Below are 14,408 nucleotides of genomic sequence, written 5' to 3' on the forward strand. Positions count from 1 at the left end.
TTTGCGGGTACAAAGTTCCGGTCTTTAAAAAGCGTTTCCTTTGACATTTGTCAAAAAATAAAAACCGCTTCAGAAAACTGAAACGGTTTTAAAAATTCATGAGAATAATCTACTCAGAAATGGTGACCTTCGTGCCTTTCGTATGCGCATTCATTTGTGGCGCGTAATAGTTCTGCAAAGTGGTAATTCCGTTGCTGAAAGTTCCCGATGCGTTGCAGATATAATCGTACTCGAAAACGTACTTCCCTTTGGGCATATTTTCGATGTAGAAATTTGTTGAAGCATCTTTCGTGGACTGATAATAACCCAAACTGTTTTTCCATTCATAACCTGAAATAACGTTCAACGGCTCAAAACCTGCAGCACGCATATCTTTCAGGTGAATGAATTCCATATTTCTGTCGGTGTTCAGAATCATTCTTACGGTAACTTTATCCCCCACTTTTAACGGTGAATTTTCTGTGATTTTAATTAACTCTTCGCCGTTTACGGTTTTCACTTTTTTATACAGTTCTTTCGTGATCGAAAGGTAAGATTCGGAGGATTTAATTTTGTCCAGATCCTCATAATACTGCCAGAACAAGCCGCCCTGAACAATTCCGGGACCGGGTTTGGTGACGGTAACCGTTCCTAAATTTTTATCAATTACAGATTCCTTCACTGAGCTTTTCACGTATCCGGTTGCTTTTTTGTCCGGATTTACAAGTTCTTTTCCGCCCCAAACAATGGTTGATTTATCGCTTTCTGAACTCGTCCATGATTTTCCTGAATTTAAAATAGTGAAAATCACTTCCGCGGTTCCGCGCGAACTTCCCCATGAATTCACTTCTTTCTGCGTAATCAGCCAGATTTTCATTTCCTCAATGAAATTTGTATCGTTCGGAGTCAGTTTATTAAACGCTTCCAATGCACCGGCGTGATTTACAGTTTTAGAATTGTACCAGCCCCAATCGTTCAGATTTTGTTTCCAGTAAACACCTTGGGTTTCTGTTTCGGTCGAGGTTTCCTTTAAATAAGTAAGGAATTTTTTCGAAACATCTTTCATCCCATAACTGTCAAATAAAATCGCTAAACGGTGCAATCCAAAAAAGGTAAAATCGGTGATTTTTTCTGTTTTCGCTTTGGAAATTACGGCATTTTTCAGCGCAGTTCCTTTGGTTTTTAGAGGATATTCTTTTTCCCAATAATTTCGGGTGTCGAGATAATCTAAAACATAATTATTCACGAGGTTTTTCTTGTCGATTTCGCCATATTTGTTCACTTCGGTATCCACAAAACTGATCAGTTTCGAAACCATTTCTTTCTGTTCAGAACTTTGATAATCTGCAGTGTTTCCTTTCAGCCATTCATTAATTTTTCCTAAAGATTTTAAAATATACAACGAATTATAGTACGAACTTGGATAACCTTGATACCAAGAAAAACCGCCATCCGGATTCTGCAGTTTTTTCAGTTCTGCCCAATCATTCTGAATGGAATTTCGCATCGTATTTGCATCAAAAAGACGCGCCAATTTTTCCATTTGCTCGGTTTCATTTTTAGAATCTAAAACCCACGGTGTTTCCTCCAGAAGCAACTGTTTCAGTTCCTGATTTTTTTCAAGATTTGAAGTCAGTAAACCTTTGCTTTGATATTCTTCAAAAACAGTTTTCAGTTTTGGATTGGCTTTAAAGATTTCAGAAGCCAAAACATCAGCAAACCATTTATTAAAAATAACATCAGCTGAATTATTCTGGTCGTTTTTCAGACTTGGCAAAGCAAACATAATTTCCCAGATCGGATTGGTTGTCAGTTCCAAAGTATTGGAAAAATTTGTAGCAGTTGTTGAAGAATTTTTGACTAAATTTTCCAGTGTAAACGTTTTCGTCTGACCTTCTTTCACGAAAATCGGAACTGCATCGGTAACCAGCATTCTGTTTGGCAACACAGCAATTGCTTTCTGTTCACCATCCGAGAAATTACCGGCTTTGGCGACAATTTTAATAATGATCGAAGAAACATCGTTCGGAACTTTGAGTTTCCAGTTGACCACAGCATTTCCATTTTCGGCAAGACTGAAGGTTTCCTGTGTTTCATTCAAACTAAATTTACCGGAAATATCTTCATTGGTAAAAGCATCCAGAATCTGAAGCTGTGCCGTTCCGTTCAGCTTTTGACTGACTAAACTTGAAAGTTTCGACTGAAGATTCAGTTCGTCACCTTCACGCAGGAATCTCGGATAATTCGGCGTAACCGAAAACTCCTTCTGCGTTACCACTTCTTTCTCCAAAACTGCAGATCTTGCATCTTTGGTATGGGCTAAAAACATCAGTTTCCATTGTGTTAATGCTTCCGGAGAAGTAAACTCAAAAGTTACATTTCCATCTTTGTCAGTTAATAAATTAGGGTAGAAAAATGCGGTTTCGTTTAAGTTTTGACGAACCGGAATTTTTCCCAAATCCTCTTTTTTCCCGCCCAGTCCAGTTACCACAACTTCTTCCACATCCGAAACAGAAGTGGAATCAACCATACGTTCGGCTTTTGGCGGCGGTGGCGGCGGATTCCCAACCGATTTCATTTCAGATTTGGCTCGAACAGCATTTGACTGTTCGGCAACTGCCGCACTGTACATTACTTCCATTCGGTTTCCGTAAATCCCTCCATTAAACCAATTAAATTCGGGAATATTAACTCCTTTCTGATTTAGATACGGCACCCTTTTGCTGAAGTTTTCCTGAGACAGGTATTCATTAATTCCATAAGAATTTATGAGGAAATATTTCTGATACAGTTTTTGCCAGGAATAAGAATTGGCTGCAAACTGATCCAAAGATTTATCGTACATATTGGCCAAAACTTCAGCATTGACGCGTTCTTTGTCATCGCCAAGAATTTTCACCGTCCATTTTTCTTTGGAATTCGGCTGAAGTTTATCGCGGAAAGTCACCGTTTCAATTCGTAGTGGTTTTTTGTCGGAAGCAATCTTTAAATTAACCGATTGCGTCTGCACATCATTAAAAGCCACTAACTGAAACTGTACATTGATCTGATCGATACTTTCATCTTTCGGGAACGCTACTTCATATTCCAAAACGCCGTTCTTCAAAGATTTCTGTTCGGTTAAAGTTTCACCGTTTCCGTTTTGAACATAGATGTTAACCAAAGCATTCGGAACAGCCGAATAAACATAGATTTTCGCTTTTTCAGTCCTTTTAAATTCACTTTTTGGCTGAATAACTTTCAGGAAAGGTTTCTGCGAATCAGTTAAGAATCTTTTATCGAAAACTTCGAAAGTTTTTTCGGTTTTTATGGTGTCTTTTCCTTCGATATTATAAAGCTCCAGTTTATATTTTCCGGCGGTTAATTTCCCTAAATCAAGAGATTCTTCATTCCGCAACGCTCCATTCAGAATGACAGATTGAATTCCTTTCTCTTTTTCTTCTTTGGAAAAATAATCGTGCGGAAATTTCTGCACAAACTCGCTTTTCAAAAACTTGGGCAAATCCTGAATTTCGTCTTTAAAATTATCCCTGAAAACTCTTTCATCGGCAACCAGTTTGGAAAGTTTTACCTGATAAGTTTTCTTCAAATTCTGTTCGTTATAGTTTTTGGTCTCGACTTTTATTTTAATATTCTCATCGGTAAAAGTATCTTTAATATCGTCGGCTTTGATGTAATGGGAAACCGAAGCTACCCGCACATTTGCCGTTTCCGATTGTGTTTCACCGTTGATATCCGTTACGGAAGCATTAATTTCATAATTATCGATTTGAATTCCATCTAAAGTTTCGTCTTTCTTCAAATCCAGTTTAATGGTAAACTCTCCTTTCTCATTGGTTTTCACGTCACCTAAAATCGAGTTTTCATTATCATTTCCACGCGGATACCAGTAAAAATACATCCACCGGATATTGCGTTTTTTTATTTCATAATTTACAGTCGCATTGCTCAGCGGAATTCCGGAAAAAGTCATCGCTTTTCCTTTGATTTCTATGGTTTGTCCGTACTTGTATTCGTCTTTCACCGGATCGATAATGACTTCAAACTTTGGTCTTTTGTATTCTTCAACCTGAAATGATTTGTAGCTTTCGATGTTGTTTTCATGAATACGCAGCGAAAAGTTTCCGTTCAGTTTTCCGTTTGGCAAAACGAAATTTCCACTATACGAACCAAATTCACCGGTTTTAAAATTCTGAGAAGAAATCTCTTCACCATTTGCATCGTACAGCGTAATTTTTTGAGAAATTCCCGGAGAAACTGATTCTTTCTCATTCAGCAACTTCGTGTTGATTACTTTAAAATAGACGGTTTGCCCAGGTCTGTAAATTCCCCTGTCTAAAAAAATCTGCGCCAAATCTCTCTGTTTTCCGATCTCATTTTCCGGATAATAATTGTTTCCATACACCTGAATTAAATTAAAATCGTTCGTTTTCGGCTGCTGAACAAGATAATACCGGTAATAATCTTTTTCGCTGGAGACAGGAAATTTGAAAGTCGCAGACTGATCAGAAGCTGCGTTAAATGAATTCACGCCTGTTCCGCGGGAATATTCAAAGATTTTCAAACCTTCATTAGAAATGGACTGTCCGTTCTCGCGGCTCACCAATTTCAGCTGGTCTTCCAGAGATTTCCTTTCATCTTTTTTTGCATAAATAATTCGCGAAGATGTGGAAATGAAATAAAAATTCTCCTGAATGGCGTTTTCCACGACATATTCCACCATATAAATTCCGGAAGGAAGCGGCTTAATTTCCAGCGAAGTTTTGTGGTTTTTATAATCCTTTAAATCCTGAAGACTGAAGGTTTCTTTACGCACAAGCGTTTTCTTCACATTTTGGAAAATATTTTTGTCATACTGATTGGAGACATATTTCAAAAAATTCTGAAAATCATCTTTTACTTCATAAATATTTAAAGAAAACTGATGAACATTTTTCGCCTCTGCAACCAAATGTATCGGCAGATTTGCCTGTGTGTGCGTTTCATATTTAATTAACAAGGCGGGATTTACAATCTGGTTTTCCCGGTTTTTTATATTATCTGAAAATTTCGATTTTAAATACTGTTTTTTCGCAGTTTCAGCCCAGGAAAGCGCGTCCTGATTCTTCTGTTCAGAAGTAAGTTCGTCCATGATCTCAGCAATAATCAAAACTTTGTAATCGCCTTCTGTATTTGATTTTACAAGATCCTGAAGCAGCGCTAATTTATCCTTGCAGTTGTTAAATTCACAGTTATAGTTCAGTGTCTGATGCTGAAAATAGAGTTTGGAATTTCCTGAATTCCTGGTGATCAGTCCGTCATAAATATTCAATATTTTCTGGTGATTCTCTTTGAGTTCATTCGGAGTAAAAAGTTCAGAATTTTTCAAAAATTCAATTTCATTTACCGCATTCCAGTCGAATAAAGTAGGGAAATAGTCCAGATCCTGAGTTTCCTCGAAAATAGCTTTGTATTTTGAAAGCTGTATTTTTTGCAAAACGGCTTTTTTCTTATTTAAATTTTCAAAATGTTGGGTTAAATAATTCTTGAAATCAAGTTTACTCCAGGTTTCAATTTGGGCAACATCCTGATTATTAATATTGGCCCGCTGGTTAATTTCCCAGGATTCATTCTGATAATAATCCATAAAAAACTGACCCAGCAATACCTCATAAACCAGTTTCTGTTCTCCTTTCAGCTGATCACCGAAAGAAGAAAGCTTTTTAAAAAACTGACTTGATGAATCGTTGTTTCCGTCATCACGGGTTTGGTTCACAATGCTGAATTCCGCTTTCAGCGAGCGTATTAACTGATTCGCATTGTCATCTTTCATGGCTTGTTTCTGGATTTCTAAAATAATGGGAAGATTCGATTTGTATTTTCCGGTTTTGTAATTTTCAGCGACTTTTTTCCACTGGTCATCGTAATATTTCTGCCCGAAAAGCGGAGAAAAAAGTGAAAGAAAAAGAAATAGGGTAAAAAGCCTGGTAAAGTTTTTCATAGAGTTGGTGCTAAATCTTAAATAGGATGGGAAAACGATTTATTGGTTAAATTTGCATCAATGCAGCTTTTAAATTTAGTAAAAAAATATATCATTGACAGCCAAATTTTTGTTTCGGTTATGGGAACGCTGTTTGCCGTATTTTTTATGCTGGAGCAAAACCTGTTCCGCTTCCCCACAGTGATTTTAATATTCATCACTTATTTCAGCGGCTATCTTTATACGAAATATCAGAATCACCATTTTTTTACCAGAATTTTTGCGTTCAATGTGGTTTGCGGAATTTTTTCAGCAGTTTTGATTTATCTTAATCATAATGAAATCCGGCTGCTGAAATGGCTGATTATTGTTACTATGGGTTTGTTTTACAATTCATCATTTTTAAATAATCACATCCGGAAAATACCGCTGTTAAAGGTTTTTTATGTTGGATTGACCTGGGCTTTAATCAATTCGTGGTTAATATTGCCGTATTTTCATTTAGAAATTTTCGTCATCAGTCTGTTTTTTATTACGGCTTTGGTTTTACCTTTTGACATCCGCGATATGAAAGATGACAAAGTAGTAACTTTTCCAAGGTTAATCGGGGTTCAGAACACCAAATATCTGGCGTATTTATTTATTTTTATCAGTTTAATAACTGCGGTATTTTATCTCAAAAACGCATATTCTGTAGCCTTTTTTTTAACCTGTGTCTGCACTTTTATTCTCATTTATTTTTCTGAAAACACCAATAAAGAAACTTACTTTTCTTTATGGGTGGAAGTTTGCAGTGGGATGCCTTTCGTATTTCTCATACTGAGTTGGCTCATTAATTGTTATGCAGTTTTCACTAAATAAATAATATTGCGTTCCAAATATCTCATTTTAATCTTCTTTATTCTTTCTTCAATATCTTTTCTTTCGGCGCAGGAGAAAAAAGATCTGATATATTATAAAATTGAAGAATTTTCTGATAAAAGAAAATCGACCAAATTTCTTCACCGCCTTATTTTCCGGCGGGAACCAGATTCCGTTTCTGTAGAATCAAATCCAAAAGAACTTCCCCAAACTTCCTACAACGGAAAAATTATCAGAAATATCGAAATCGAAACCTTCGATCCTTTCGGATATAAAATTTCAGATCAAAGCAAAGATCCAAAATGGTACGACCGTCTTGCAGAACGCGTTCACATCGATTCTAAAAAATCTACCATCAGCAATTATCTTCTCTTTAAAAAAGGCGAAGAATATAATGCTCAGAAAATCTACGAATCTGAACGTGTTTTACGGGACATGCAGTTTGTGAACCGTGTGAACATAAGCATTAACGAGCTTCCTTCATCAAAAGATTCTATCGATGTCAAGGTAAGTGTTCTCGATTCATGGAGTCTCAAACCGAGACTGAGTTTTTCAGGAAGCAAATTCGGAGTCGGCGCTACCGAAGAAAATCTTCTGGGTTTAGGCCATGAATTGAGTGTTCTGTACGCAAATGATTTTAATGACAAACAGAATAATCTCTACGGAAGTTATACCGCGTACAATCTGTTCGGAAGCTTTGTCAATGCAGGAATTTCGGGCGAAAAAGATTTCCTGAATAATGAGAGGATAAATTTCACTGCAAGGCGCGATTTCTTTTCTCCGCTCACAAGATGGGCAGGCGGTTTTACCTTCGAATATTTTATGCGGAAAGTTGCAATGCCGGTTGAAAATGCGGATATCTATCCTGAAGTTCAGATCAAGGTTTACCGTCAGGATTTATGGGGAGGATATCAGTTTCCTGTATTTTTCGGGGACGGAAGTGAAATCTCGCGGAATATTGCAGTGTTGGGCCGGTTTGAAAATTATCAGTACAAAGACCGTCCACCCAACGATCAGGATGTTTTTTTTGCGACCTACAACAGTTTTTTAGCTTCAGCAGCTTATATAGAACGAAAATTTTCTGTCGAAAAAAATATTTTTAAATATAATCTTCCCGAAGACATTCCTTACGGCAAATCATTCGGCATTACTTCAGGAGTGATCAAAAGAAGCAGCAAAATAACTCCTTATGCAGGGATTTCTGCATCGGTCGGAAGTTTTATCAACTGGGGATATTTTACCGTCAAAGCCGAATACGGAAGATTCTTTAACGAAGCCACAGAAAACAGCGATTCATTCCGTCTTGAAGGAACTTATTTTACAAATCAGCAACCCTGGAAATACGGAAAAGTCAGACATTTCTTTTCCCCAACTTTTGCGTGGGGAAGCGAAATGTACAACACGACCTACAAAGACCGAATTAATATTTCCGACCAGAGTGAGTTTCCTGCATACAGCGGTGATTTCATCGGGACCAAAAAATTAATTTTGCGTTATCAGACTCAGTTTTTCATCGATAAAACCTGGAAAAATTTTCATTTCAGTCCTTACAGCATTGTGGCTTTGGGATGGCTTTCTCAAAATAACCAAAAATTATTCAGCGCAAAAACACAGTCGAAATTCGGAGTTGGTGTTCTGATCAATAATCCATATCTGGTTTTCAACAATATTCAGATTTCTTTTGCTTACTACCCCAGCGTTCCGTTTGACAATAAACCTGCGTACGAATTTAACGGTTACCGCAACAGCATGCTTCCGCTCAATTCTTTTTCTACCGATATTCCGCACTTCGTCAATTTTGACAACTAAATCGGCACCTATTTTTGAGAGCGTTCTGAACTGAAATTTTTATCTTTACTGAAATTTTGAGTGATGGAAAATTTGAATGAAAAAAAACGAAAAATTATACAAAACATTGTAGAGCTTGATGACCTCAGTATTCTCCTGAAAATTGAGGAATTATTAATGAATTTTAAGATGCCGGAAAAAGAAGGTTCAGTGCAAGAAACTCCGTCCGTATATCAATCAAAAATACATCTTACCGAAAGTCAGAAAAAAATGCTTCATGATGCAGAGAACGAAATCGAAAAAGGCAACTTTTACTTGCATGAAGAGGTAAAGAAAATGACAGAAGAATGGTTAAAATAATTTGGTCATCAAAAGCGGTTTCCGATAAAAAATCAATCTTCGAATATTGGACCTCACGAAATAAATCACCTTCATACAGCATAAAATTAAATCAATTATTCGAATTAAAATTACAGCAAATCTCCGATAATCCATTTTCTGGAATTACAACAGAAATAGAAAATATCCGCGCAATTTTAGTCGAAGATTATTACTTATATTATTCACTAAATGCAGATCAAATAAGAATTTTGAGAATTTGGGACGCAAGACAGAATTCTGAAATATTTGAACCTTAAAATGATCATTCAAAAACTCCAATTAATTAATTTCAAAAATCATCCGGAGAAAACTTTCAGTTTTTCGCCACAGATCAACTGTTTTGTTGGAAATAACGGTGCTGGAAAAACCAATTTGCTGGATGCCCTGCACTACCTTTCTGTTGCCAAAAGTTTTCTGGGAAATACCGATCTCAACAACATCAGATCGGATGAGGACTTTTTCTCAATAGAAGGCGAAATTTTCGATGGTGAAAAGGAAAATATCATCAAGATCCAGATGCCAAAAGACGCAAAGAAAATCATCAAAAAAAACGATAAATCTTACGACAGAATCGCAGATCACATCGGTTTTTTGCCAAGTGTCATCATTTCTCCTTATGATTCCAACTTAATTTCCGATTCCGGGGAGAGCCGCAGGAGATTTCTGGATGCGATGATTTCTCAGACTGATGCTGAATATCTTTTTAATTTAATTCAGTACCAGAAAACCATCCAGCAAAGAAACGCTCTTCTGAAAAGTTTCGCTAAAAACAGGTATTTCGATGCTGAAAATCTGGAAATTTACAATGAACCTTTAATTAAATTCGGAACCAGGATTTTTGAAAAAAGACGCGAGTTTACGGATTCTATTTTGCCTTTAATCCAGAGTTATTACGAAATAATTTCGAACGGAAATGAAAAAGTAACCGTAGTATACCAGTCCCATCTTCTTGAAGGTTCCGGAACTGATCAGCCTGATCAGATTTTCCGGAAGCTTTTAACTGAAAACCTTGAAAAAGACCGCATCCTTACGTATACGTCGAAAGGAATTCACAAAGACGACCTGCTTTTCGAAATGAACGGAAATTCCATAAAAAAAATCGGAAGTCAGGGACAGCAGAAATCTTTCCTGATTGCGCTGAAACTGTCTCAGATGAACAGAATTAAAGAACTCACGGGCAAAACCCCGGTTCTTCTGCTCGACGATATTTTTGATAAACTGGATGACACCCGGGTTGCGCAACTGATTGAACTGGTGAATCAGGAACATTTCGGGCAGATTTTCATTACCGATACCAGTAAAGAAAGAACGGAAAATGTGGTGAAGAAAATTAATGAAGAATCGAAAATTTTTGAAATTTAATCATGAAAAAGAAAAGAGAATTTCAAAGCTCCGAATTGGTGAAATCTTTCGCAAGAATATATGGTTTTGAAGAAAAACTGATGGCTTTTGAAGTGAAAGATTTTCTGAATGAATATCTTAATGATGCGCTTTTCAGTGAGATTGAATCTGTGAATTTAAATAAAAAAATCCTGGAAATTAAAATTAAATCACCATTGCTGAAAAACGATTTCAGGATGAGGAAAACTTTTTTTCTGACTAAATTTAAGGAAAAATTCGGGGAGGAAAACTTTAACGATCTTGTGATTTTGTAGCCACTGTTTTATCCACCATTTCTTTGGCCCGCATATCCAAAGCCCGCGAGCGGATCGGCAGGAAAAACCGAAGCGGGTTCTTCATAAAATACCTGAAAATTTCTCTGTAAATCTCCTTTACTTCTCCAAAATTCACCTTTCTGGACCGGAAAGCCAAAATCATCGATAACCCGAAACTCACTGCAAAATTGAAAAATCCAATGATAAAAACGGTGACAATAGAAATCCAGAAGGTGTAGGAATCTACCATAAAACCTTTACCATAAAAGCCTAAAGCGACATTTCCCGCAGCAAACGTAATATGACGGATATCGAGATCCAAACCTAAGAAAAGCCCCACCGGACCTGTAATTCCAAGGAAAATACCGAACCAGAAATTTGAGATAATGCCTGCCCAGTTTCTGGCGTAATAATTGGAGATATTCTGTGAGGTTTTTTCCCCTAAAAAATAATTCAGAAAAGGGTTTTTAGCAATTCTTTTCGGAATATGATAAAACACCGAACTGTTGCCTACATTTCCGGAGATAATTCCGGATATAAACAGGAAAAAACCGGCAATACATGCATGGAGAATAGCTTTCGAGTGAAAAGGATCATGATCCTGTAAAAGTTTTGAAGCTTTATCTACCGCAAAATTCTGCTGAAATAGAACATCCAGACCATAAATAAGAGCAAGTGCAACCGGAAATGAAAGCACCACATTTCCAATAAATGCAATAAACTGCGACCGGAATAATTTGGAAACCAAATGCGCAAATTCCACATAATTTTTTCTCGTATTTTCACCTTCGGAAAGCACTTTCGCCATCGTAGCTGCTGTCATCGCAGGCTGTTTTGTCGCTAAAGTAAATCCCATCAGATAAATCATTATGAAACCCATCGCATAGTTGGTAGCATAAAGAACTGCATGGGAAAAATCGCTTCCCGGAAGCGATCCGTAAAAAAGTTTAAGCACCACCAGACAGCCTACGATAATTCCTCCTCCACTCGATTTCAGAAACATTTTAAAATAATCTCTGCGCGTCGAGGTAATATAATGGGCGCCGGTTTCCGCGGTGTGATTGGTGATCAGGTGCGACATCAGAGTCGTGCTGTCATCCACAAGATCCCGAAGATTATTTTTATGAGACTTATACCGTAAAACATTGAAAAACAACTGCTTTGATTTCGCCAAAACATCTCCCTCCCCATCGATTACCAAGACATTCAGAATTTCGCCCATTCTTTCCAGCTGCTGCCGGATCTTAATTAGCGACTGATTGATTTTGCCGGAAATGCCGTATTTCGCGGAATTTTTAAATGCAAGCGTTACAAAATCAAGACACTGCTGAAGATATACTTTGATCTGCTTGTGATGTACATCTTTGGAAGTAAGAGTGAAATCAGGATTATCCTTAAAATTAGCATTCAGAATATCCAGCTCATTTTGAAGGGCGAGAAAAGGATTGTCAAATTTCCTGTATTCCGGCGCCATATTGACCACCTCGACGTCCATCGCATTTCCGATAACCCGCCAAGCCAGGATATTCATGGAAAAAAGAAGTTCCTGCTTTACTTTTCGGGACACGACAAAATCATCAATTCCCAATAAAATGAAAAATTCGTCAAGCTGCTTTTCCTGAAGATTCTTTAAATATTCAAGATCCGACATCGGCCTCACAGAGGTAGTATCCACCAGAAACCATACGGTATTTTCGTTTTCTACGGCTGGAAGAATTTTATTCAGAAGTCTTTTTTTAAACTCAGGAAAAAAAGCATTTTCCGATAAGATATTAGCTTCGGTGAGCGATAAATTAAATGGTTTGCCCTGGAAAATATTTTTGATATAATAACCGAAATTTTCAGTGATTTCAACATTATTTCTAAGAAAATCAAGTATTTCGTCAAAATTGCTGTTGCGGAGATTGAGCATCAGTTCGGAAAGAGGTTCGAGAGATTTCGTCTCGTTTCTAAAGCTGAAATACTTGGTTAGAATTTCATTAAAATCGATCTTATTTCGTTTGTATAAAGGCATAATCCCTGCAAAGATAAATTATTTCAAATTGACGTTATTCATCTGACGCAAAATCCAGTTATGCTTTTTGTTCAGATATGGAGAGGGATTTTTCGGGTCGTATTTTTTCGGATTCGGGAGAATTGTCGCTATCCACGCCGCTTCACTTTTGGTTAATTCCTTCGAACTTTTATTGAAATAATATTCAGAAGCTGCTTCTACGCCGAAAACGCCGCGACCCATTTCGATGGAATTCAGATAACGTTCAAGGATGATATCTTTGCTCCACACCAGTTCAATAATGGACGTATAAACCGCTTCCAAACCTTTGCGGATCCAGCTTCTGCCCTGCCAAAGAAACACATTTTTTGCGGTCTGCTGGGATATGGTACTTCCGCCGCGCAGTTTCTTGCCTTGCCCATTATGTTTCATCGCTTTTTCAATCGCCTTATAATCGAAACCGTTATGACTGAAAAAGGCCTGATCTTCCGAAGCAATTACCGCTTTCTTTACATTGGTTCCCATTTCATCGTAGGAGATATAATCTCTTTTAAGTTTTCCGTACTCCAGCAAACCGCCGATTTGGGTAAGCGTGATGGGCGGATTGAAAAATTTCCCCCAGAAAATGAAGATGATATTGGCCAGAATTAAAATAAAAACAAGTTTCTTGATTTTCTTCCACATAAATGATGAATACTAAATAATGAACAGTAAATAATTTTTTGCAAAAATAGGAATATTAATTACTTCAACTCTTTCAGATAGGTTAAATTATAGTCGGGTAAAAGTTCGGGATGGAAGATCTTGATATAATCTTTCAGGATAAGATCTGCGCGCACCACGCCGCTTTCGAAGTAATCATTGGATTTTGATTTCTCTTTTCCGGAAAGCGTATACAGTTTACCGTTGTTGAAAACGTTCATTTTCGCGTAATTCGGGTTAATCTGTAAGAGTTCTTTTTTCTCCTGATGATTTCCCACATTCACCCAAAACTCAGCATCCCTGGATTTCGCATACACTTCTTCAAAACTCATGGGAACAGCTTTCGATTCGGTATTATCAGCATTGATATATTTTGCATTAGCATCGGAAATCAATGCAGCTAAATTGGTTTTTCCTCCCGGCAAAAACCACTGATTTCCGTACATTTCGTTGGCCAGAACCACCGGTGTTTTTCGAGCATTCTGAGCCAGAGTTTTCAATGTTTTGTATGAATTCTGAATTTCATTAAATTTTAAATCTGCATCTTTTTCGGCGCCTAACAGTTTGCCGAAAACCAGAAGATATTTTGATTTTTCTAAAGGATTTTGCTCCAGATATTCATCCAGAAAAATGATATCAATTCCGTTTTTCTTTATTAAATCATAAGTATTATCAAAACTCGCTATATAATTCGTGAAAACAGCATCAGGCTTTAAAGCAATGATTTTTTCAATATCATATTTCTGTTCGTTACCGATATTCTGAATTCTTCCTTCGTTGATCAGCTGATGAATTTTGTCGGAATAAACATATTCCGGGCTTGATATTCCAATGATTTTATCCTCCATACCCAATTCGGTGAAGTAACCCACCAGACTTGCATTAAGGAGCATTACCCGTTTAAACGGAAGTTTTGCGGTCGGAATTTCATAACTGAATTTTCCTGATTTCAGATTCAAAATCCCGGAATTTTCCTTATACTGAACGTTTGAAGAAATAATTTGCCAGTCATTTGGAGCCGGTTTGGACTCTTTTTTACAGGAAAACAGAAAAAAAACTGAAAGAAATAATAAAAAAGTCGGTTTCATTT

Annotated in this window: 10 protein-coding genes; 6 read left to right on the plus strand and 4 right to left on the minus strand. The window is 37.1% G+C overall.

Annotated features, from left to right (window positions below; genetic code table 11):
• Positions 1 to 109 precede the first annotated feature (109 nt).
• The gene (locus tag KSK37_RS05585) at positions 110 to 5,959 is read right to left on the minus strand and encodes an alpha-2-macroglobulin family protein (protein WP_217199957.1); all 5,850 of its coding nucleotides are present in this window, start codon (positions 5,957 to 5,959) and stop codon (positions 110 to 112) included.
• 60 nt (positions 5,960 to 6,019) lie between these two features.
• Here KSK37_RS05585 and KSK37_RS05590 point away from each other — a divergent pair, with 60 nt between their 5' ends.
• The 6 genes from KSK37_RS05590 to KSK37_RS05615 all read left to right on the plus strand — a co-directional run bounded on the left by KSK37_RS05590 (position 6,020) and on the right by KSK37_RS05615 (position 10,623).
• The gene (locus KSK37_RS05590; RefSeq protein WP_217199959.1) at positions 6,020 to 6,799 is read left to right on the plus strand and encodes a UbiA prenyltransferase family protein; all 780 of its coding nucleotides are present in this window, start codon (positions 6,020 to 6,022) and stop codon (positions 6,797 to 6,799) included.
• A 6-nt stretch (positions 6,800 to 6,805) separates the two neighbouring features.
• Complete coding sequence (locus KSK37_RS05595; protein ID WP_217199961.1) at positions 6,806 to 8,608, plus strand: POTRA domain-containing protein; 1,803 nt, start codon at positions 6,806 to 6,808, stop codon at positions 8,606 to 8,608.
• 63 nt (positions 8,609 to 8,671) lie between these two features.
• Complete coding sequence (locus KSK37_RS05600) at positions 8,672 to 8,947, plus strand: hypothetical protein (protein ID WP_088360161.1); 276 nt, start codon at positions 8,672 to 8,674, stop codon at positions 8,945 to 8,947.
• A complete protein-coding gene (locus tag KSK37_RS05605) occupies positions 8,935 to 9,225 on the plus strand; it encodes a type II toxin-antitoxin system RelE/ParE family toxin (protein WP_217199963.1) in 291 nt (96 codons plus the stop codon). Before KSK37_RS05600 ends, KSK37_RS05605 begins: the two co-directional genes overlap by 13 nt.
• Position 9,226: 1 nt before the next feature.
• Positions 9,227 to 10,330, plus strand: coding sequence for a DNA replication/repair protein RecF (gene recF / locus KSK37_RS05610; protein ID WP_217199965.1), 1,104 nt, complete (start codon positions 9,227 to 9,229; stop codon positions 10,328 to 10,330).
• Between the two features lie 2 nt (positions 10,331 to 10,332).
• Positions 10,333 to 10,623, plus strand: coding sequence for a hypothetical protein (locus KSK37_RS05615; protein WP_217199967.1), 291 nt, complete (start codon positions 10,333 to 10,335; stop codon positions 10,621 to 10,623).
• Here KSK37_RS05615 and KSK37_RS05620 read toward each other — a convergent pair.
• The 3 genes from KSK37_RS05620 to KSK37_RS05630 are packed head-to-tail and all read right to left on the minus strand — an operon-like array spanning position 10,601 to position 14,406.
• Entirely contained in the window at positions 10,601 to 12,637 is a 2,037-nt protein-coding gene (locus tag KSK37_RS05620; RefSeq protein WP_217199970.1) for a formate/nitrite transporter family protein, read from the minus strand. The genes KSK37_RS05615 and KSK37_RS05620 overlap by 23 nt on opposite strands.
• 18 nt (positions 12,638 to 12,655) lie before the next feature.
• Positions 12,656 to 13,300, minus strand: a complete 645-nt coding sequence (gene mtgA / locus KSK37_RS05625; protein ID WP_088360166.1) for a monofunctional biosynthetic peptidoglycan transglycosylase — start codon at positions 13,298 to 13,300, stop codon at positions 12,656 to 12,658.
• 59 nt (positions 13,301 to 13,359) lie between these two features.
• A complete protein-coding gene (locus KSK37_RS05630; protein ID WP_217199972.1) occupies positions 13,360 to 14,406 on the minus strand; it encodes an ABC transporter substrate-binding protein in 1,047 nt (348 codons plus the stop codon).
• Between the last annotated feature and the right edge of the window lie 2 nt (positions 14,407 to 14,408).

It is taken from the genome of Kaistella soli, assembly GCF_019038595.1.
GTDB classification, from domain to species: Bacteria; Bacteroidota; Bacteroidia; order Flavobacteriales; family Weeksellaceae; genus Kaistella; species Kaistella soli.

Coding starts and splice junctions, on each gene's coding strand:
- KSK37_RS05585 (WP_217199957.1), bottom strand. CDS start 5,959: ATGAAAAACTTTACCAGGCTTTTTACCCTATTTCTTTTTCTTTCACTT.
- KSK37_RS05620 (WP_217199970.1), bottom strand. CDS start 12,637: ATGCCTTTATACAAACGAAATAAGATCGATTTTAATGAAATTCTAACC.
- KSK37_RS05605 (WP_217199963.1), top strand. CDS start 8,935: ATGGTTAAAATAATTTGGTCATCAAAAGCGGTTTCCGATAAAAAATCA.
- recF (WP_217199965.1), top strand. CDS start 9,227: ATGATCATTCAAAAACTCCAATTAATTAATTTCAAAAATCATCCGGAG.
- KSK37_RS05600 (WP_088360161.1), top strand. CDS start 8,672: ATGGAAAATTTGAATGAAAAAAAACGAAAAATTATACAAAACATTGTA.
- KSK37_RS05590 (WP_217199959.1), top strand. CDS start 6,020: ATGCAGCTTTTAAATTTAGTAAAAAAATATATCATTGACAGCCAAATT.
- KSK37_RS05630 (WP_217199972.1), bottom strand. CDS start 14,406: ATGAAACCGACTTTTTTATTATTTCTTTCAGTTTTTTTTCTGTTTTCC.
- mtgA (WP_088360166.1), bottom strand. CDS start 13,300: ATGTGGAAGAAAATCAAGAAACTTGTTTTTATTTTAATTCTGGCCAAT.
- KSK37_RS05615 (WP_217199967.1), top strand. CDS start 10,333: ATGAAAAAGAAAAGAGAATTTCAAAGCTCCGAATTGGTGAAATCTTTC.